15 protein-coding genes are annotated in these 21,253 nt (G+C 40.5%); 4 read left to right on the plus strand and 11 right to left on the minus strand.

Annotation, left to right across the window (positions count from 1 at the left end; all coding sequences use genetic code 11):
- Positions 1-17 precede the first annotated feature (17 nt).
- Complete coding sequence (asnA, locus tag I6E85_RS06335) at positions 18-1,013, minus strand: aspartate--ammonia ligase (RefSeq protein ID WP_024589557.1); 996 nt, start codon at positions 1,011-1,013, stop codon at positions 18-20.
- 197 nt (positions 1,014-1,210) lie between these two features.
- Here asnA and asnC point away from each other — a divergent pair, with 197 nt between their 5' ends.
- Genes asnC through recG form a run of 3 tightly spaced genes read left to right on the plus strand, consistent with a single transcriptional unit; the run spans position 1,211 to position 4,537 of the window.
- Positions 1,211-1,669, plus strand: a complete 459-nt coding sequence (gene asnC / locus I6E85_RS06340) for a transcriptional regulator AsnC (protein WP_002958822.1) — start codon at positions 1,211-1,213, stop codon at positions 1,667-1,669.
- Between the two features lie 41 nt (positions 1,670-1,710).
- Entirely contained in the window at positions 1,711-2,397 is a 687-nt protein-coding gene (gene trmH / locus I6E85_RS06345) for a tRNA (guanosine(18)-2'-O)-methyltransferase TrmH (protein ID WP_007580009.1), read from the plus strand.
- Positions 2,398-2,455: 58 nt separating this feature from the next.
- Positions 2,456-4,537, plus strand: a complete 2,082-nt coding sequence (gene recG / locus I6E85_RS06350; protein ID WP_024589556.1) for an ATP-dependent DNA helicase RecG — start codon at positions 2,456-2,458, stop codon at positions 4,535-4,537.
- Positions 4,538-4,697: 160 nt separating this feature from the next.
- On the opposite strand, the gene I6E85_RS06355 is transcribed toward recG, so the two are convergent.
- The 7 genes from I6E85_RS06355 to I6E85_RS06385 form a co-directional block, all read right to left on the minus strand.
- Positions 4,698-6,830: an alpha-galactosidase gene (locus tag I6E85_RS06355; RefSeq protein ID WP_024589555.1), complete on the minus strand. Its 2,133-nt coding sequence runs from the start codon at positions 6,828-6,830 to the stop codon at positions 4,698-4,700.
- A gap of 321 nt (positions 6,831-7,151) precedes the next feature.
- The gene (locus tag I6E85_RS06360) at positions 7,152-8,624 is read right to left on the minus strand and encodes an SLC5 family protein (RefSeq protein WP_024589554.1); all 1,473 of its coding nucleotides are present in this window, start codon (positions 8,622-8,624) and stop codon (positions 7,152-7,154) included.
- A 53-nt stretch (positions 8,625-8,677) separates the two neighbouring features.
- Positions 8,678-9,439 (minus strand): SapC family protein, encoded by a 762-nt coding sequence (locus I6E85_RS06365; protein WP_024589553.1) that lies wholly within the window; start codon positions 9,437-9,439, stop codon positions 8,678-8,680.
- Between the two features lie 12 nt (positions 9,440-9,451).
- The gene (locus I6E85_RS06370; protein WP_024589552.1) at positions 9,452-10,978 is read right to left on the minus strand and encodes a tryptophan halogenase family protein; all 1,527 of its coding nucleotides are present in this window, start codon (positions 10,976-10,978) and stop codon (positions 9,452-9,454) included.
- A 194-nt stretch (positions 10,979-11,172) separates the two neighbouring features.
- A complete protein-coding gene (locus I6E85_RS06375) occupies positions 11,173-13,920 on the minus strand; it encodes a TonB-dependent receptor (protein WP_197236725.1) in 2,748 nt (915 codons plus the stop codon).
- Positions 13,921-14,107: 187 nt separating this feature from the next.
- Positions 14,108-15,082 carry an aldose epimerase family protein gene (locus I6E85_RS06380; protein WP_024589550.1) on the minus strand — a complete coding sequence of 325 codons (975 nt, stop codon included), beginning with the start codon at positions 15,080-15,082 and terminating at the stop codon, positions 14,108-14,110.
- 200 nt (positions 15,083-15,282) lie between these two features.
- Positions 15,283-15,681, minus strand: coding sequence for a thioesterase family protein (locus tag I6E85_RS06385; protein WP_024589549.1), 399 nt, complete (start codon positions 15,679-15,681; stop codon positions 15,283-15,285).
- Between the two features lie 33 nt (positions 15,682-15,714).
- Between I6E85_RS06385 and I6E85_RS06390 the strand changes: the two genes are divergently transcribed.
- Complete coding sequence (locus tag I6E85_RS06390; RefSeq protein WP_024589548.1) at positions 15,715-16,419, plus strand: 2OG-Fe(II) oxygenase; 705 nt, start codon at positions 15,715-15,717, stop codon at positions 16,417-16,419.
- 20 nt (positions 16,420-16,439) lie between these two features.
- On the opposite strand, the gene I6E85_RS06395 is transcribed toward I6E85_RS06390, so the two are convergent.
- The 3 genes from I6E85_RS06395 to acnB form a co-directional block, all read right to left on the minus strand.
- A complete protein-coding gene (locus I6E85_RS06395) occupies positions 16,440-17,675 on the minus strand; it encodes a cysteine desulfurase-like protein (RefSeq protein ID WP_024589547.1) in 1,236 nt (411 codons plus the stop codon).
- An 11-nt stretch (positions 17,676-17,686) separates the two neighbouring features.
- Positions 17,687-18,319, minus strand: coding sequence for a 2OG-Fe dioxygenase family protein (locus I6E85_RS06400; protein ID WP_024589546.1), 633 nt, complete (start codon positions 18,317-18,319; stop codon positions 17,687-17,689).
- A 200-nt stretch (positions 18,320-18,519) separates the two neighbouring features.
- Positions 18,520-21,117, minus strand: coding sequence for a bifunctional aconitate hydratase 2/2-methylisocitrate dehydratase (acnB, locus tag I6E85_RS06405; RefSeq protein ID WP_024589545.1), 2,598 nt, complete (start codon positions 21,115-21,117; stop codon positions 18,520-18,522).
- Positions 21,118-21,253: the final 136 nt, after the last annotated feature.

Below are 21,253 nucleotides of genomic sequence, written 5' to 3' on the forward strand. Positions count from 1 at the left end.
ACTCACTTTTTTACAATTTAAAGTAAGCCACTTACCGTATCATAAGTTTGACTTGGCCATACACCCACTTGTACTTGGCCAATATGCTGCTTTTGTAGCAATAGCATCGCTAGCCGCGACTGCCCTATTCCACCGCCAATCGTTTGCGGAAATTTACTTTGTAGTAGCGCTTTATGCCAATCAAACTCTAAGCGGTCTTCATCTCCAGTTGTACTTAACTGCGCTTTTAAAACCTCAGGGCTTACACGTATACCCATTGATGATATTTCAAATGCATCTTCAAGTACTGGGTTCCATACTAAAATGTCACCATTTAAACCCATATATTGATCGCATGTTGGCGTAGACCAATCATCGTAATCTGGGGCTCTTACATCATGAATTTTGCCATCTCCAAGCGCGCCACCAATACCAATTAAAAATACAGCACCATATTCTTGTGCAATGGCTTTTTCGCGTTGCTTAGCACTAAAGTCAGGATACATTCTACGTAGCTCTTCACTGTGTACAAACTTAATATCGTCCGGTAAAAAAGGCGTCAAACCATAAGACTCACTTACAAAAGCTTCCGTCTCTTTTATCCCTTTATAAATAGACTGAACAGTTTGCTTTAGTGTTGCCAGCGAACGCTCTGTCGTTTCGCTAATTACTTTTTCCCAATCCCACTGATCAACATATACAGAATGAATAGGACTTAATGAATCTTCATCTGGGCGCAAAGCCTTCATTTGAGTGTAAATACCCTCACCAACACTAAAGCCATAAGTTGCCAGTGTTTTACGTTTCCACTTAGCCAGTGAATGCACCACTTCGTAGCGGCTATCTGTAATCGCTTTCACATTTACAGCAACTGCGTTTTCATGGCCACTCAAGTTATCTTGCGTACCGTCGCCAACCTTAGCCAAAATTGGGGCTTGAACCTCAACCAACCCAAGTTGGGTTTCAAGTTGTTGTGAAAAAAATTGCTTAACTTTACTTATTTGCTGCTGTTGCTGCACATAGTGTGAACTCATAATAATTGGCCTCATTCCCAGTTATTGTTACTTGCTTAATTGATAAAAAGCGCTCTAACTAGCGCCCTTAATGAAGTTAATGTAACGATTTAAAGGATTAATTCAACATCCCATAACAAAAATAGCTTTAATATATAAAAACCATCAATTAAGTGGTATAAAAAGCATATATTCGATAATTTTATGACAAATATATAATGGAAAATTATTTAATCGATAATCTCGATAAACAGATACTTCATGCGTTAATGGCAAATGCCCGTACTGCGTATGCCGAATTAGCAAAAAGATTTAATGTAAGCGCAGGGACAATTCACGTAAGAATTGAAAAAATGAAGCAAGCAGGGATCATTACAGGAACGCAATTAACGATTAATACTAAACAGCTGGGCTACGATGTGTGCTGCTTTATAGGCATTAATTTAAATAACGCACGTGATTACCCGCAAACGCTTATAAAGCTAGAAGCATTGGAGGAAGTGGTAGAGGCTTATTACACAACAGGTAACTACAGCATATTTATAAAGGTAATGACAAAGTCCATTGATCACTTACAAGATGTGCTGATTAATAAAATACAGGCAATAGAAGCCATTCAGTCAACAGAAACACTTATTTCTCTACAAAATCCAATTAGCCGTACGGTAATGCCTTAACTGCAAAAATCTCGTATAATTGCCGAAAAAAGAGGATAACCATGCAGCAAACTCGCTATCAAAGAATCGAAGACGTACTTTCGCGCCGTCAAACAGACCTAACCGTGTGTTTAGAAGACGTGCACAAACACCATAACTTATCTGCAATAGTACGAAGTGCTGATGCGGTTGGTTGCCATCACGTACATGCTGTATGGCCTGAAAAGCAAAAATGGCTAACAAACAATACCTCAGGTGGTAGCAAAAATTGGCTAGAGACGCACCTGCATAGAAATATTGATGATGCCGTTACTGCAATGCGTGAGCGCAATCCAGAAATACAAATATTAGCGACTCACCTATCAGAAGATGCCGTTGATTTTAGAGAAGTAGATTACACCAAGCCAACGGCCATTATTGTTGGACAAGAAAAAACGGGGATATCAGAAAAAGCCCTAGAATATGCCGATCAAAATATTATTATTCCAATGCAAGGCATGGTGCAATCGCTAAATGTTTCGGTTGCTGCTGCGCTAATATTGTTTGAAGCACAGCGCCAACGTGAGCTGGCTGGTTTATATAATAGAGATATGCTGAGCGCCGAAGTTAAACATCCACTTTACTTTGAAGGCTGCCACCCTATTATCGCAAGGCAGTGTAAACAAAAAAAATTACCTTATCCTGCACTTGATGAAAACGGCGAAATAGTCGCTGACGAGCAATTTTGGCAAGCTTTAAAACATACTTGATGGACTAAAGCTCTGTAAGTACACTTAGCCTACTCACAAATAATAAGATTGATACACTTTGTCTAAACCTAGCTTAAATCAATACCCAATTACAGAGCTCAAAGGGGTCGGCCCAAAAATGGCTGAGCGTTTGTTAAAGCTAGGTATTTTAACTGTGCAAGATATGCTTTTTCATTTGCCACTTCGCTATGAAGATCGCACTCGCTTATACGCGATTAATGAACTGGCATTGCATAGCCATGTGAGTGTTGAAGCAACAATTGAAACAAGCCAAATTACGTTTGGTAAAAGGCGCATGCTTGTTTGCCAAATCAATGATGGTACTGGCAGGCTAACACTACGATTTTTTAATTTTACCGCCGCACAAAAAAACGCATTTAGTGCAGGTAAAATAATACGTTGTTTTGGTGAAGTGCGACGTGGCCGCGTTGGCTTTGAAATGAGTCATCCTGAATACAGCATCAGCGATACCTCTAACGAGCAACCAGTAGCGACGACATTAACGCCTGTTTATTCAACAACCGAAGGTTTAAAGCAACTATCGATTAGAGCTTTAAGCGAGCAGGCTATTGATTTACTACATAAATACTCAGTAGAAGAACTACTGCCTTCACAGTGGCAGCCATCAAATATGCAGCTAAGTGACGCCTTATTATTACTGCACCGCCCACCAAATGATGTTGATGTAACTGCATTAGAGCAAGGTACTCACCCTGCTCAACAGCGCCTTGTATTTGAGGAGTTACTTGCTCAAAACCTCAGCTTATTAAAAGTACGAGAGCAAGGGCAACAAGTTAAAGCCGTGGCATTAAATCCGGTAAACACATTAGAAAGCCAATTTTTAGAGCTGCTTCCTTTTGCACCCACAAATGCGCAAAGCCGTGTAGTTGCTGAAATTAAAGGTGATATGCAACACGCGTATCCAATGATGCGTTTAGTACAAGGCGATGTAGGCTCAGGTAAAACCCTAGTAGCAGCACTTAGTGCACTAACAGCCATTGCGCAGGGCTTTCAAGTAGCTTTAATGGCTCCTACTGAAATTTTATCAGAGCAACATGGCGTTAATTTTACAACGTGGTTTAATCAACTAGGTATAACCGTTGCTTGGCTTGGCGGTAAAACAAAGGGCAAAGAGCGCGTAGCAACACTTGAAAAAATAGCCTCTGGTGAGGCGCAAATGATTATTGGTACTCACGCTTTATTTCAAGATGAAGTTAAGTTTAATAACTTAGTGCTTATCGTTATCGATGAACAGCACCGCTTTGGTGTCCACCAGCGTTTATCACTGCGTGAAAAGGGTAAGTTTGGTGATTGTTACCCTCATCAACTAGTTATGACCGCAACCCCCATTCCACGTACGCTCGCTATGACCGCCTATGCCGACTTAGAAACCTCTGTGATTGACGAGCTACCACCTGGGCGTACGCCAATCACAACAGTGGCACTTCCTGATACTCGCAGAGACGATATTATTGCCCGCGTTAAATTAGCGTGTAACGAGCAAGGCCGCCAAGTTTATTGGGTGTGTACACTTATTGATGAATCTGAAGTACTGCAATGCCAAGCCGCCGAAGACAGTACACTGCAGTTAAAAGAGGCGCTACCAGAGCTAAACGTAGGCTTAGTACATGGGCGAATGAAATCAGCTGAAAAACAAGCCATTATGAGCGAGTTTAAAGCAGGTAATATACATGTTTTAGTTGCCACGACGGTTATTGAAGTTGGTGTAGATGTCCCTAATGCGAGCTTAATCATTATAGAAAACCCTGAGCGCTTAGGCTTAGCACAGCTGCATCAGTTACGTGGGCGAGTTGGCCGTGGCGCTACTGCATCGCATTGCGTGCTTTTATACCACGCACCACTGTCTCATACTGCTCAAAAGCGATTAGGTGTACTACGCGATAGTAACGATGGTTTTGTGATAGCTGAGCGCGATTTAGAAATTCGTGGCCCTGGTGAAGTACTCGGTACAAAACAAACAGGGTTAGCCGAGTTTAAAATTGCCGATCTTACCCGCGATAAGCACATACTTAACCAAGTTAGACCGATTGCACAGCAAATGCTTAAGCAACACCCAGAGGTTGTTGACCCACTAATTCAACGTTGGTTGGGTAACAAGCAAAATTACGCGCAAGCGTAACCACTCTATTTTCGATACTTTTGAGTTTACTAAGTTAATTTACTAAATTAGCTTACAAAGGATATAAAAAAGCCAGCCCTAAACAATATAGAGCTGACTACTGATATCTAAGCTAAGCAGCATAAAAGCGATTAGCGCCTTTTACTGCTCTTAGTTAAATTTAAGCTTTGTTAAGCTCAAATATAAGCGATGTTTGCGGGAATGATATTGGCATTTGTAAACCAAACTGCATTAGCGCTTCACCTGTAAATGTTTGACCATTTACCGCAGCAATAGAAGATGGGCGATACTCTTCAAATTTTACCGGCCACACTAAGTTAAGTGTGTACTGCGCATCGGCATCTAGGCCAACAAAACGTAATTTATTAGGCGCTGTACGCGGTGTTTCGCGAACACTGTTATACGCAAATAACGCTTTTGTTTTTTGCTCATCGATTAAACCAAAGTTAATTGATAAATCGTCGCTATCAAGGCGGTACAAATCGGCGCTATGAATAAAGTCACGATGCTCTTTATGAAGTGCTATTGCCGCCTTAAGTGAATTGTATTCGTGATCGTTCAGTTCACGTGGGTCCATTTCGATTCCCATGTGGCCAAACATTGATACCGCAGCACGCATTTCAATACTTACATTACGCCCTGTGATATGACAATCGCGTGGGCCTACGTGTGCACCCATAACCGACGATGGGAAAAAGAACGAACATCCACGCTGTATTTCAAGGCGATCAAGCGCATCGTTTGAATCTGACGTCCATACACGGTCAGTGTGTGCAAGTACGCCGTAATCTACACGTGCACCACCTGACGAACAGCTTTCTATTTCAAGCCCTGGGTGCGCCGCTTTAATACGGTCAATTAAACGATAAAGTGCTAATGTTTGCTGGTGCACTGCTGGCTTACCATCAAAATTACCCGCATGGTTAATATCGCGGTTCATATCCCATTTAATGTACTTAATAGTTGGGTATTCAACTAAAATATCGTCAATTGCTTTGTATAGGTACTCAACAACCTCAGAGCGCGTTAAATCAAGTACTAGCTGATTTCTAAAGCTTAACTGTTCGTTGTTTTGAGAGCCTAAAACCCAATCAGGATGCGCGCGGTATAAATCACTATCTGGGTTAACCATTTCTGGTTCAAACCAAATACCAAACTCCATACCTAAGCTATTCACATGATCTATAACTGGTGATAAACCATCGGGGTAAATTTTGTAATCTACTGTCCAATCACCTAAGCCAGCGTTATCGCCACGGCGGCCTTTAAACCAACCATCATCAAGTACAAAACGTTCAATACCTAGCGGGGCCACTTTGTCGGCTAGTTGCTTAAGCGTATCTACGTCGTGATCAAAGTAAATGCCTTCCCATGTGTTGTAATGCACAGGACGCGTTTTTTCACGCTGTGCTTGGCTAAGTAAATTAGCTTTAACAAAACGATGAAAATTACGAGAAAGCGCACTAAAACCTTCACTCGAAAACGAGCCATAAATGCTCGGGCTTTGATACGTTTGACCTTTAGCAAGCGTAAGCTCACCAGGAAGTAATAGCTCACCCATTTGCACGTAACGACGACCTTCAGCTAAAAGCTCTGCGCGTAGTTTATTATTACCACTCCAACCTAAATGAAAGCCGTAACATTCGCCGTGCTGCTCGCCTGCATTTTCGTTATGCACTAATAAACCAGGGAATACATCGTGTGATGTTTTGCCTTTACGGTTTTCACGAACAAAACTGCCTAAGACTAAATCAACCGATTGACGTTGAAATTCATTTGACCAACGACCTTCAAAGCTCACTATTTTGCTTACGCTATCTGGCAATTGAAATGTTGGCGCGGCGCAAAAATTAACGCCCAGTGGTGAGTCACCTAAATTAGTTAATACGGTATGCGCGCTAAGTACGTCAGTGCTTTTATCAAGTGTAATGCTGTGCACGACTTCAATACCACGAAGCTTATCTACGCTTACAAATTCAAGTGTTGCGGCTGAAGGCTGACGAACTTCTTGAAGTTGTGGCCCTACTGACCATGCGATTGAATCATTTACTAGCTCAAGCCCTGGCGCACCAGTAAAGCCTTCGCCTAATAACGGAGATAGAGAAATAGGCGCTTCTTCAACCACGGCACATTTTACTTCTTGACGCGTAGCAAGCTGAGTTAGCATTGTTTCTGTTGTTTGCTCAGATAGGCGTTTACCAAAGTACAGTAACGCCGGTGTTTTGCTCTGGCAGTCGAAAATAACGGTGCTGTTTACACTGTCTAATCGATAAAATGATTTAGTGTCGGCCATGATTTTCCTATCCTCTTGTTCATTGTGTGAGTTATAAATATAACGAAAATTAGTAAGCTACACTATTTACTAAATGTATCTCTTTGCTTGAGCCACAATCTATCAGATGGTGACACTCAATAATAATAGTATATATCATACAAATTAGGTTTTGATAGTCTTTACATCGCAAATAGTCAGATAAACTCACTGGAAGTACCACTGTAATAAAAAGTATTAAACTAACCTTCGCTTGGAAGTTCTCATGTTGCTTTTAATACATATAAAAAATCGGCCAGAGTTTCCCCATGACCGATTTTGTCAGCTTAAACTATTTATAATCTATTTTTGTACTTGTCCTGCGTCATCAAGTGCCGGTGTTTTACCTGCCCACTGCGCATTCAAACCAAATACCACTTTATTTACTATCAATGCAAAGGCTACACATACAATCAGTGTAATTGGCATTAAGTGAATGTAATGAATGTCAGTATGTAGTGGTGAGTTTGCAAATGTAAGCATGCCGTACATTACAACACCTAAAATTACTGCTGCAATACCTGCACGTGCATCCACATTTTTAAATAATAAGCCCACTACAAAAATTGAGAATATAGGCATACTTAATAAGCCATTTAATTGCTGTAGTAAGTTAATAATGCTATCTGCTTGCTGGTAAATTGGTACAAGTACCAGTGTTAAGCTTGTGAGTAGCAATGTTACGTAACCACTTAGCTTTACAACACTTGGCTCTTTATTAAAGTACGCTTCGTGAATGTCACACACATATAGTGCTGTAGCTGAATTTAATAAGCTGTTGTAAGTAGAAAGCACAGCTGCTGCCATTGCCGCTGCGAACACACCGGTTAACCATGCTGGCATTACATCACCCACAATTCGACCATAAGCAGCGTCGCCAATATCGCCATAAAGTTTAAACGAAATAATACCCGGTAATACCACAATTGCAGGGACGATTAAAAAACGAATACCCGCAGCTGCAAATATACCTTTTTGCGCTTCTTTAACATTAGGTGCTGCCATTGCTCGCTGTGTGATTGTTTGGTTAGTACCCCAGTAATACATTTGAATAAAGATCATACCGGTTAAAAGTGTTGGCCACGGAATAGGTGAGTCAGCATCGCCTATGAGTGTTAAGCGCTCCTCAGGAATACCCGTAAAGTCATAATCAATCGCATTAAGTGCTAAAAACACGACTAAAACAGCCATGCCTAGTACAAGTATGCCATTGTAGGTATCCGATACAGCAACTGCTCGCAGGCCGCCAAAAAACGCATAAACAGCACCAATAATGGCAAATGCGGTGGCAATATACATTAGCGGAATATCAACCTTAAACATGGTTTGCATAAATAGCGCGCCAGAATAAATAACCGCTGGCATATAAATAAGTGCATTACCTAAAAAGAATAAACCACCAATAACAGCGCGAATATGTTTGTTGTTATAGCGCTTTTCTAAAAGCTCTGTGGTCGTTGTACAGTTGTATTTGTAATAAACAGGAATGAACACTTTGGCTAAAATAATCAAACCTATAATTGCTGCAAGCTCCCACCAAACCAGTAAAGCCATTTGGTTACCATTCATACCTACAAGCTGATCAGTACTTAAATTAGTTAATGTGATTGAACCTGCAACAAACATCCAAGTAAGGCCACCGCCCGCTAAAAAATACTCTTTGGTTTGGCTTTGTCCGTTATTGCGATTTTGGCCTCGGCATTTCCAATAAGTAAGGCCACCAATTAAAGCGGTGACAAAAACAAAAACCACCAGCTGTAAAATGTTATCTGACATGTGTGTGTCTCCTGCGCGTTATGCGCAATGTCTGTGTAATAAAAAAGTGCACGCTACAGCGCGTGCGCATCTCGACTTAGTTCTAACTTAATCTGCTTTAAAGGCATAAGTTCGGGACGTTGGTTATGCAGCTTTACCAATGCATTTAACTGAAACAGTGAAATAAGCATGCTGTTAAGCACACTCAAGTAACCCTGCTTTTGTAGCTCTGCAATGGTATTGCTACCTAATGTTTGCAGTTTGTCTTCATCAACGGTGCTCAAACCTTGAATAGTTTGGGTTTCGCCTTGTTCAAACTGCAATACAATATCTATGTTTTTAATGAGCCCTAACCGCGCAACTTCTTGGGTAAATTGATACGTTTGATAGTCATTTTTTAAGTCGCTTTCTAACAGTTTTTGCTGTGCACTTAAAAATAAACTCGGATTACCTTTAGCATCAAATAGTGCCTCACCTTGCTGCGTGTTTACGGCTGAGCTTTGATCATCAATCGCGATAAAATAATCGCTACTATTTGTTTCTCGAGTCATTAAATAAAGAGGCTGGGTTTGCATACATACCGGTGTGTAAAGTGCCTGCCATTGGTTGTTATTAACCAATAAACTTTGACCTGCACTAAAGCTGGTTAACGCTGATACTGTATAACTGCCATTTTGTGTATTGCGTGCTAAAAAAATAGGTAAGTCGCAGGCTGCTTTTGCTATTTCATTTGCTCTTAAATTAACTAAATGCTGCGTTTTTGCATATTCAACGGCTGCATTGGGGTTAATTTTTAATGTTTGGTGTTTGGTGTTTACTAGTTCACTAATAGCCATAGTTACACATCCTTAAACTGGGTTAGCTGCTAACCACTGCTCTATAAAAGCACGGTGAGGTGGCAAAGTTTGCAACATCTGCTGTGTAAGCTGGCTGTTACGTTCAATTATTTGTTTGGCTTGCACATGTTGTGAATACAAATATGCTTGTTTAGTAAAGTCAGGCTTAAAGCCCATACCGTACAAAACATACTGATAACTGGCAGCAGGGAATAACTCTAATGCGCCATAAAAATCTTGAATAAGCGGGCCACGGCTTCCCCAAAGAAGTAAATCTTCTTGCAGGGTTTGTGGAATAGTATTGAGCTGTACATGTGCTTGCCAGTAAGGCTCTGGGCGCTTGGTTAGCATGTAATGAAGCTTTAAAAAGTCGATAATACGCTGCCAGCGGTAATCCATTTGCTCGTTAAAGCGTTTAGCTACTATAGGCATTACTTGTGTATCTGCTGGCATGTGCTCTGCTACAAAGCGTGCTGAAATTTCAACAAGCATAATAGCGGTTGCTTCAAGCGGCTCTACAAACCCTGCTGACATACCAATAGCAACACAGTTTTTATGCCAAAACTTCTCACGGTATCCTGATTCAAAACTAATTTTACGGGCAGTTAAACCGTTTGCTGCATCGCCTAAATAGTCTCTTAGGTTTTGCTCTGCTTCATCGTCTGATAAAAATTTGCTTGAATAGACATGCCCTACACCTCGGCGGTGCGTTAAACCTATATCCCAAATCCATCCAGCGTTTTGCGCTGTTGCTATGGTATGGCTGGCTAAGGAGTCATCGTTTTCATCGTAAGGGACTTGCATCGCCAGTGCGCTGTCGTTAAATAGCACGTGGTCCATTTTTTTAAACGGTACGTTGAGCGCTTGGCCTAATAACAATGATGAAAAACCAGTACAGTCTATAAATAAGTCGGTGTTTATAGTGCGGGTTTGATCTTTTAGAGTAAGCACATTTATTGCACCATCGTCATCAAGCTTTACCTGATCAACAGTACCAATAATATGCTCTACGCCAAGCTTACTTTTACAATGCTGTTTAAGCATTTCTGTAAAAGCGCCGGCATCTAAGTGATAAGCGTAATTACAATTACCTTGATATTCACCTTGCGCTATACCTCTTGGGGCTAAGCTTGCTTCGCAAATATCATGTTGAAAATTAGTTTGCTGTGCAAAGTCTTCAACATTATCTAAATATGGGGCTAAATCTATACGGCCGTAGCCTAGCGGTACAGTAAATGGATGGTAGTAAAAGTCATTATTGCCATGAGTCCAATTTACAAACTTCCCGCCTTGTTTGAAGGTAGCATTACAGGCTTTAAACACATCGACTTCACGCAAGCCTATTTGCTGAAGTGTGTTTTTCATCGTGGGCCAGGTACCTTCACCTACGCCAATAGTTGGAATGTCTGACGATTCAACCAACATCACTTTTAAGCCATCACCATTTTGACCTTGGTGATACGAAGCTATAATTGCAGCGCTCAGCCATCCTGCTGTACCACCGCCAACTACTGCTACTGTTTTTATTGCTTTATTCATAATGGACTACTCTTTGAGTATTTTTGATAACGTTTTATACAACAAATGCCCGTTAGGGCATTTTGATTTAATGTGTATTCATTTTAGCCAATTAGGTTAACTAATATACATTACTGCTAAATTAACCTAATTGGTATTAGCACCTTGGTGCTGTAATGAAAACTAAGAGGCGAAAAATACGCCTCCATCATTAATTAAAACGATCCGCGAATACCAAACGCGTAACGTGAGCCATTATCTTCTACTGAATAGATTTGGTTAGCAAAACGACCTGTTTGTACCAACTCTTCTTCAGTGATGTTGATACCTTCTGCAAAAATAGTGAAGTTTTCGTTAATATCGTAGCTTGCACTAATATCCCACTGACCGTAAGTTTCTACGTTCACTGGTTCACCGTTAAAGCCGTTATCAACTAAGCGTAAAAAACCTTCACGGTTGTTAAATGCAACACGTGCTTGCCAGTTATCTTGCTCATAGAAAAATATTAAGTTTTGTGAATCGCCTAAACCTTCAAGTGCAAATGTTTGTGTAGTGTCTGCGCCCACGCTAATGTCGCTGTTTACTACTGTTGCATTGGCAATAAAACCAAAGCCATTTTCAAACATATGAGTTACACCAACTTCGTAACCCGTTACTTTAGCTGATTCGCCATTTTGAGGGCGAGTCACTGTGTAAACTTCTGAGCTACCAATAAGTTCGTCATCTGCTTGGTCTGTACATGTAGTACACGCAAAATCAGGACCTGAACGGTCAGACATTTCGTATGTTTCTGCACCTGTTAGGGTAACAATAAAGTCATCTACTTCTTTACTAAATACTGCAAAGCTAAATAAGTTAGCATCGTTGTAGTACCACTCGTAAGAAATATCCCAGTTTTCAGACTGGAATGGTTTAAGTGCTGGGTTACCACCACTTGCCGTTAAATTTTGACGACGTGGCTCGTTAAAGTTTGTCGCAGGAGATAACTGAGACATCGTTGGGCGAGTGATACTGTCGTACGCTGCAAAGCGTAAAATCATGTTATCTTGCAGCTCTAACTTAACATTTAAAGAAGGGAGTAAGTTTGAGTAGCTAGTACCTTGTTCAATGCTTGTAGCCGGGCCAAATACGTTAGCAAACAATGTCGCATCTGACGTTGGTATTACATCGCTAATAAAGCTTTGTATTGCAGCCACTTCAATATCAGTTTCTGAGTAACGCGCGCCAAAGTTAACTGTTACAGGCATATCTGAAAGGTCAAAACCAAGCGTAAAGTCCATGTATAAGCTAGTGATGTCTTCGTTAATTGTGTAACGGTTATTTTGTAGTGTTGGCTCTACTGGGAAACCTTGATCGGCTAAGTAATCAAGCATTTTATCGCCATCGTAGCTATAAAATGTATCGATTAAACCAGGGAAGTAGTTACTCGCTGTATAAGCTTCAAAATCAATTGCATCAAGTGGTGCTTGTGTACCATAACCACAGAACTGACATTGACTACCAAAGATTTGAAAGCTTGATTTTTCACGTTCTTGGCGATAAGCACCAAAGTTAATGCGATCAACGGGGCCTTTATCTGGCACATATTCAAAATCGGCTTTTACTTCAGTAATTTCATCTTCATATGTAAATTGATTACCAATTTCGTTGTAATGAAGTCGCGCTAGGCTTGGATCTGGCAACGAACCATTTTCAAAACCATCATGCTGTACAGTAGGAATGCTGCCTGTACCGTCAAAAGTATAGCTATTGATAACACCTACAACGTTAAAGCGATCTCTACCCGCACGGTCGTTTTCGGCTGTTGAGCGAGATACATCAAATTTAGCTTTTAATGACTCGTTTACTTGCCAGTCAACGTTAATACCAAATGCTTTATTAGTTACATCACGTGAGTTACGTGTATGTGATACAAAGTCGCTTGCAGGGTCGCCACTTGGCACGCCTAAGCCAACTTCTTGAGAGAAAGTTAAAAGCGTGCCTGTTTCAGGATCAATCGTTGCACTGCCTACGCGGTCTGGTTCAAACCACGATGCTAAATCGCGTACTGTTGAGTCAACTTCGAATTTTGAAATCATGCCATCAACAGTAATCGTAACATCGTCAGACGGTGCATATTGTAGTACTAAACTTGCATTTGTACGTTCACGGTCTTGCTCATCAACTACTTGGTCCCAGTTACGTGGAATGTAAGCATTATCAAACAATACACCATCCGTTGGGTTAGAGATTGTTTGACCGCCGCGCCAACCTGCCGTTAAAATTTGGTTATTTTGAAGTTTACGTTGTTGATTAGTGATGGCAAAAAGCACACCTAGCTTGTCATCGTTAAACGTATTACTTATTAAGAATGATGTTGATGGAGATACTTCTTCAGAAAGGCTTTCGTACATACCTTTAACTGAACCTAAAATATGTAAACCACCAAAATCAAAAGGGCGTGCTGTAGTTACGTTAACCGTACCACCAATGCCGCCTTCTTGAAGAGTTGCTGTATTACTTTTATAAATATCAGCACCGGTGATTTGATCCGCGGCCAATACATCAAAGTTAAATTCACGACCTGCGCTGTCTGTCGCAATTTGACGACCATTAACAAGTACAGTATTAAATTGTGGACCAAAACCACGAATAGTTACCGCTTGGCCTTCACCACCACTACGGTCAATTGCTACACCTGTAATACGTTGCAGAGATTCTGCTACGTTTAAATCAGGAAATTTACCAAGATCTTCTGCTTTAATCCCGTCTGTAACAACATTAGATGCTTTTTTATCTAACATTGATGAACGTAAGCTGCTGCGGATACCCGTTACTGCGATAACTTCAACATCTTCATTTACTACTGTAGGCGTATTGCCTTCAGCGCCTTGAGCTGCAACGTTTCCGCTTGCCAATATGCCAGTGATAGCAATACTGATCGCGGTTTTCTTGTTGAACGATAACTTATTGTTAATTATCATTTTTTAAAAACTCCTGATTGTGTGTAGTCGTTGTGTCGTTGTGGTAGTGCATATAGTTTCAAATACTATTTATATTATAAATACTTTAAACCAGCAAAAAGTGCAACCTTTTCCTGAATTATGGATAGCATTTAATCACTGTATTTTTGCTTTTAATTTTCTTTAAATTAACATTAGAATGCTGTATTCACTCAGAAAATGCGTAAATAATAACCTGTTCGTAATCCTCTCCCGGTAATAAATTAGCTTTTGGAAAATTTTCACGATTTGGCGCATCTGGCCAATTTTGCGCTTCAAAACACAAAGCTTGTCGTGCTTTAAAAGGCGCACCTACAAAGTTAGCGGTGTATAACTGCATACCTGGCTGAGTGCTTTTGAGCGTTAAATTAACCTTCGTGTGTGGCGAGGTTAATGTAGCCATCGTCTTTAAACTGCTGTCATCATTAAAAATATAGCAGTGATCAAAGCCATTTCCAGCTTCTAGTTGAGGATGAACGGCGCTTAAGGCCTCACCAACTTGAGCTGGCTTAGTAAAGTCAAAGCAGGTACCGCAAACTAAAGCGGCTTCATTAAGTGGAATACTAGTTGTATCAATAGGAAGGTAACGATCGGTATTAATTTGAACAAGATGCTCATTAATTGATTCACTGCCATCAAGATTAAAATAGCAATGGTTAGTAAAGTTAACGAGCGTTTCTTTATTGGTTAGCGCTTTAAAGTGCAGAGTAAGCTCGCCGTTTTTAGCGCTAATCGTTTGCCAAACCTGCAACTCACCGGGGAAACCTTGTTCGCCGTCGGGCGAGCAATAATAAAGCTCAACTTCACTTTCAGTTTGTTTGGTTACTTGCCACAGTACTTTATTAAAGCCTTTAACGCCGCCGTGCAGGCTATTAGGGCCGTTATTTGCTTCTAGTTGATACTGCGTACCAGATAAGTTAAAACGCCCCTTTGCAATGCGATTAGCGTATCGACCTACTGTAGCGCCAAGATAAAATGGGTTTTCAAGATAGTATTGAGGATCATCGACGCTAAGCGTCATTTCTTGTTTTTTAAATTTAATGCTTTTTATTATTGCGCCAAATGGCAAAATTTCAGCTGTTAAATTTTGACCATCACTGAGCTGAATAACTTGTAAAGGTTGGTTATTGGCAATAGATGTCACACGCATTCTCCAATCAAATTACCGAATTAACATTTCCTGTTATAACGGCGCAACAATATATAATATAAATAGTATATAATTGAAGCCTGTAACTCAATCTAAATACGTTGAAATTTCTCGACAAATATTTACAGCTGCCATCATATATTTACAATAATTCAGCTCAGTATGGGCTTATGTAAAACATAAGCCTCGTAAGGTTAACTGCTTTGGTAAATGTGCTCGTTAAGCGCTGCTTTTTCGTCAATGCTAAGCGCTTGTTTTGATTTAGCAATAAAATCATACCTCACCATAACGGCCTTACCTATTGCGCAGCATTTATCGTGTTGCCATGCTTCCTGTCTCAGCGTAAAAGAGCTAGTGCCTATATGCTCTACAGAGGTTTTTACGGTCACTTCGTGGCCATAAAATAATTCGCCCACAAACGACACTTCAACTTTGGCGATAATCAATTTCCAATCATGTGGATTTAAGTCCGGTGTAAAAAACTTAAAAATAGGTCCACGTGCGACTTCAAACCATACAGGTAGTACGGTATTGTTAATGTGTCCGAGTGCATCTGTTTCGCTAAAGCGCGGCATCACTTTTTCAATAAACATAAAAATCCAATAATAATTATATAAAGGTAAACCATGACGGACTTTATACGCGTTGTTGATAACGCATTAAGCGATGAGTTTTGCGATGAATTTATTACCACATTCGCGCAAAGCCCGCATGTAAAACAAGGGGTAACATCGGGCGGTGTCGACTTAAAGAAAAAAGACAGTCACGACCTACACTTAAATAATCACCCCGAATATGCACAACAATTAAAACATATACAACAAACGACTGCACAGCATGTTTTTAAGTATGTTGAAGAACATATTTTTATGATGATTGGGGCGTTTGGCTTAAAGGTCTATCACCCAAAAACAGGTGACGTTGTCGATTTAACCCAAGAGAATTTTGAAGAAGTGGGTAAACCGCAATTACCTTTGCTAGTTCAGCAAATTTTTAGACTTGGTAATATTCAAGCGCAAAAATACGAAGTAAATAAAGGTGGCTACCCTTACTGGCATAGTGAAGTTTACCCGCAGCTACAGCATAATGAAGCACTGCATCGCGTGTTGTTATTTATGTTTTATTTAAACGATGTTGATGAAGGCGGTGAAACGGAGTTTTACTATCAAAACCGTAAAATCGCCCCTAAAAAAGGCACTATGGTAATAGCCCCAGGCTACTTTACACATACTCATAGAGGCAATAAGCCAGTATCAAACGATAAGTATATTTTAACATCGTGGGTGTTGTTTAATCGTGCAGAACAAATATATGGTGCGCCAAAGAGTTAGCGCACCAAAATCAGTATTATTTAACCGAGCAGTTCATCAAATAAATTAAACAACTGATCTAGCTCTTCAATGGTGTTGTAGTGCATACAACCAATGCGCACTACACCGCCTTTATCAAGCACATCTAATTGCTTGCACAAACCTTGCGCGTAAAAATTACCATCCCACACACAAATATGCTGCTTACCTAAAAATTCTGAAACGGCGCGTGGCTCAAGCCCTTCAAAAATTAAAGCAAAAGTAGGTGTACGCTCATTTAAGCGATCAAAGTCATCAATACCAAACAACTTAATGCGTGGGTAGTTTACCAAGCGCGTTAAAAAGTGCTCACTAAGCGCCATTTCGTGTTGTTTAGTTTTAGCAAAAGCCACACTTAACTTTTCGCGGCGTGAATGGCTATCGTCAAGTTCGCTAATTGCTGCAATGTAATCAACAGCCGCGATAAAACCCGCCATGGCTTCAAAGCTTTGTGTGCCGGTTTCCCAACGACCTGGTGCTACGTCTTTAGCTGGCTCAACTTTATAAGGCGTAAACCCGTCTAAATGTTCTTTTTTACCGTAAACCATACCTAAATGCGGGCCAAAAAACTTATATGCAGAGCAGGCTAAAAAGTCGCAATCAAGTGCTTGTACGTCTACAAGTTCGTGCGGTGCGTAATGTACGGCATCAACATAAACAAGTGCGCCTACAGCGTGAGCAAGCTCAACAATACGTTTAATATTATTAATTGAACCTGTGGTATTTGACGCATACGTTACCGCTACAAGCTTAGTGTTGCTGTTTAATAAGCTTTCAAACTGCGCCATATCTAAGCTGCAATCTGCTTCGTTAATAAGCGCTGTATTTACCTTTACGCCTTTATCTTCTGCGGCTTGTTGCCACGACGATACATTTGAGAAATGATCGGCATTGGTTACAATTATTTCATCACCAGCCTGCCAGTCGCGTGAAATAGCACGGCTAAAGCTAAATGTTAGGCTGGTCATGTTTGGACCAAACACAATTTGTTGTGAGCTAGGTGCATTAAGTAAATCAGCGGCTGCTTGACGCGCATTCGCCATCAATTCAACGGTTTTATCACTTGAAAAAAACGCGCCACCTAAGTTTGAATTATAATGACCTAAATAAGCTGTCATCGCATTAAGCACCGATGTTGGTACCTGCGAGCCACCCGGTCCGTCTAAAAATATTGGCGATTTACCATCAACGTTTTGCATTAATGCAGGAAACTGCTCACGTAATTGCGTTATGTTCATGCCTAACTTCCTTAAGACGTTAATACAAAACAATCCAGGTAACCTGGTTTGCTAGCATCAATTTTGTTCATAGGTGTTGCGTTGTGCCACACTTCACGGTCGTTTATTAATGCAAACATGCCGTCTTTTATTTCCATTTTAAAACAAGGCTCAGCTTGCTTGTTTTCGTATACAAGTAGCTCGCCGCCTTCTAAGTTTTCATGAGAAACGCCGCATATACATACATGGTCAAAACCATCTTGATGCACGCCTTCTGGCGCTGCCGGCGTATCGCTGTTAATTGCAAGCATACGGAACTGATGAATTTCAATATCACGCTGTTCATCAATACCGGTAAGTTGGCGAAACTCATTTACAATGCTTTTCATGCCTTCTGACTCAAGTAAACTTTGCTCTAGGTTTTCGTAAGTACGCTCTACATTACCTTGAAAAGTATTAATTGAATCGTCTTGAACAAATGCTTTGGTTTGTTGTAACTTTATTTCACCATTTTGCATTTTAACTACTGAGTAACGACGTTTACGAAAGGCGCCATCTGCATAAGGATTTGCAGGCAGGTTATCAAAAGAAGGCTTAACCAAATCAATATTTGCTTGGTTAACAAAACGTAGTTGCAGTAAATTCTGGTTGTTTAATGCTGTCATAAAATCTCGCCTAAAATAATGAGAATATTGATGAGGATTTTAATGCATTTTGATAGGAATTTTTGCGCGATTACTTACTTTAAAAGCAACTTAAGACTAGATTTAATACAATAATATAAAAAAAGAAGCATGAACTATCTAATATTTATTTTAGCCAATAAAAAACCCGCCTAAGCGGGTTTTTAAACAAACTCTAAAAATTATACAGCTTGTTGAATAATCACGTTGTCTGCTTTTTTAGTGTAAGCAGGCATACGGTGGAAGTTCAAGTAACGGTATGTATCTGACGCCGTTGCATTGATCTTCGCAGCATATTCTTGATACTCAGCAACTGTTGGTAATTTACCAATGATTGCAGCAATTGCAGCAAGCTCAGATGATGCTAAGAATACGTTTGCGCCATTACCTAAACGGTTAGGGAAGTTACGTGTAGAGGTAGACACAACCGTTGCTTTATCTGCAACACGTGCTTGGTTACCCATACATAGTGAACAACCTGGAGTTTCGATACGTGCGCCAACACGACCAAAAATACCATAGTAACCTTCTTCTGTAAGTTGGTCTTTGTCCATCTTAGTAGGTGGAGCAACCCAAAGCTGAGTCGGAAGTTGACCTTTAAAGCCATCAAGCAACTTACCAGCAGCACGGAAGTGACCAATGTTAGTCATACAAGAACCGATGAATACTTCATCAATTTTCTCGCCAGCAACATCAGAAAGAAGACGCGCATCATCTGGGTCATTTGGAGCACAAAGAACTGGCTCTTTAATCTCAGCTAAATCAATTTCAACGATATGCTTGTACTCTGCATCAGCGTCAGCTTCCATTAGTTCTGGGTTAGCTAACCAATCTTGCATTGCAGTAATACGACGTTCAATCGTACGTACATCGCCGTAACCTTCAGAAATCATCCACTTAAGCATAACAATGTTTGATTCTAGGTATTCAGAGATAGACTCTTTAGATAACTTAACAGTACAACCTGCTGCCGAACGCTCTGCAGATGCATCTGATAATTCAAACGCTTGCTCAACAGTTAGGTGCTCAACGCCTTCAATTTCTAGTACGCGACCAGAGAATTCGTTAATTTTACCTTTTTTCTCAACTGTTAATAAACCTTGTTTGATACCGTAGTAAGGGATTGCATGAACAAGGTCACGTAAAGTGATGCCTGGTTGCATTTCGCCTTTAAAACGAACCAAAATAGATTCAGGCATATCAAGTGGCATAACACCAGTTGCTGCTGCGAATGCTACTGCACCCGAACCTGCTGGGAATGAAATACCTAATGGGAAACGTGTATGTGAATCACCACCAGTACCTACGGTATCTGGTAATAACATACGGTTTAACCATGAGTGAATAATACCATCACCTGGACGAAGTGAAACACCGCCACGGTTCATGATGAAATCAGGAAGCGTATGGTGAGTGCTTACATCGATAGGCTTAGGATAAGCTGATGTATGACAGAATGACTGCATTGTTAAATCTGCAGAGAAACCTAAACATGCTAGATCTTTAAGTTCATCACGTGTCATAGGACCTGTTGTATCTTGCGAACCAACAGTTGTCATTTTAGGCTCACAGTACTGACCTGGGCGAATACCTGCAACGTTACATGCTTTACCAACCATTTTTTGCGCTAGTGTGAAGCCTTTATCAGAAACTTCTGTTGCTGTTGGTACTTTAAATGTATCAGTTGCGCCTAAGCCAAGAGATGTACGCGCTTTATCAGTTAAACCACGACCGATGATTAGTGGAATACGACCACCAGCACGAACTTCATCTAAAATCACATCAGATTTAAGCTCAAAAGTAGAAATCACTTTATCAGTACCATGTTGCTTAACAACACCTTCATATGGGTAGATGTCGATTTGTTCGCCCATGTTGAGTTCATCAACATTTAATTCGATTGGTAATGCGCCTGAATCTTCCATTGTGTTGAAGAAGATTGGAGCAATTTTATTACCTAAACATACACCGCCAACACGCTTGTTTGGTACGAACGGGATATCATCGCCCATAAACCAAAGTACAGAGTTAGTTGCAGATTTACGAGAAGAACCCGTACCAACAACGTCACCTACGTATGCAAGTGGTAAACCTTTGGTTTTTAATTCTTCAAGCTGAGTAATTGGACCTACTTCGCCCGCTTTATCAGGTGTGATACCGTCACGTTCAATTTTTAGCATTGCTAAAGCATGCAGTGGGATATCTGGACGAGACCATGCATCTGGTGCAGGAGACAAGTCATCAGTATTGGTTTCGCCAGTTACTTTAAATACAGTTACTGAGATCTTTTCAGCAACAGCTGGTTTATTAGTAAACCATTCTGCACTTGCCCAAGACTCAATAATTTGCTTAGCAAATGTGTTACCTGCTTTTGCTTTTTCTTCTACATCGTAGAACGCATCAAACATAAGTAATGTGTTTGAAAGGCCTTTTACTACGATCGGCGCAAGCGTTTCATCATCAAGTAGGTCAATCATAGGTGCGATATTGTAACCACCTAACATTGTACCTAACAGTTCTGCTGCTTTTTCTTTAGAAATAAGTGGAGAATTTGCTTCACCTTTAGCAACTGCCGCTAAAAATCCTGCTTTAATATAAGCAGCATCATCCACGCCTGCAGGAATGCGGTGAACTAATAAATCTAAAATGAACTCTTCTTCACCAGCCGGTGGAGTTTTAATTAATTCAATAAGATCAGCTGTTTGCTGAGCATCTAATGGCGCTGGTACGATACCTAACGCGGCACGTTCTTCTACGTGTTTACGATATTCTTGTAGCACAATATTGCCCTCTTGGTGACGTGAAAGTATCCGGTAGCGCTTCAAGCGCAAATAAGTTACCCAATACTTATAGTATTCTAACGCGTAATTATAAAGCTTTTATGGATAGATGAAAATCCATCCAGTTACGCAACTG

This window comes from Pseudoalteromonas sp. NZS71 (genome assembly GCF_015864715.1).
In the GTDB taxonomy this organism is placed as follows: domain Bacteria; phylum Pseudomonadota; class Gammaproteobacteria; order Enterobacterales; family Alteromonadaceae; genus Pseudoalteromonas; species Pseudoalteromonas arctica.

Bases quoted from the DNA above. Each gene is read 5' to 3' on its own strand.
- asnA (WP_024589557.1), bottom strand. From the start codon at position 1,013: ATGAGTTCACACTATGTGCAGCAACAGCAGCAAATAAGTAAAGTTAAG.
- asnC (WP_002958822.1), top strand. From the start codon at position 1,211: ATGGAAAATTATTTAATCGATAATCTCGATAAACAGATACTTCATGCG.
- trmH (WP_007580009.1), top strand. From the start codon at position 1,711: ATGCAGCAAACTCGCTATCAAAGAATCGAAGACGTACTTTCGCGCCGT.
- I6E85_RS06355 (WP_024589555.1), bottom strand. From the start codon at position 6,830: ATGGCCGACACTAAATCATTTTATCGATTAGACAGTGTAAACAGCACC.
- I6E85_RS06360 (WP_024589554.1), bottom strand. From the start codon at position 8,624: ATGTCAGATAACATTTTACAGCTGGTGGTTTTTGTTTTTGTCACCGCT.
- I6E85_RS06365 (WP_024589553.1), bottom strand. From the start codon at position 9,439: ATGGCTATTAGTGAACTAGTAAACACCAAACACCAAACATTAAAAATT.
- I6E85_RS06370 (WP_024589552.1), bottom strand. From the start codon at position 10,978: ATGAATAAAGCAATAAAAACAGTAGCAGTAGTTGGCGGTGGTACAGCA.
- I6E85_RS06375 (WP_197236725.1), bottom strand. From the start codon at position 13,920: ATGATAATTAACAATAAGTTATCGTTCAACAAGAAAACCGCGATCAGT.
- I6E85_RS06385 (WP_024589549.1), bottom strand. From the start codon at position 15,681: ATGTTTATTGAAAAAGTGATGCCGCGCTTTAGCGAAACAGATGCACTC.
- I6E85_RS06390 (WP_024589548.1), top strand. From the start codon at position 15,715: ATGACGGACTTTATACGCGTTGTTGATAACGCATTAAGCGATGAGTTT.
- I6E85_RS06395 (WP_024589547.1), bottom strand. From the start codon at position 17,675: ATGAACATAACGCAATTACGTGAGCAGTTTCCTGCATTAATGCAAAAC.
- I6E85_RS06400 (WP_024589546.1), bottom strand. From the start codon at position 18,319: ATGACAGCATTAAACAACCAGAATTTACTGCAACTACGTTTTGTTAAC.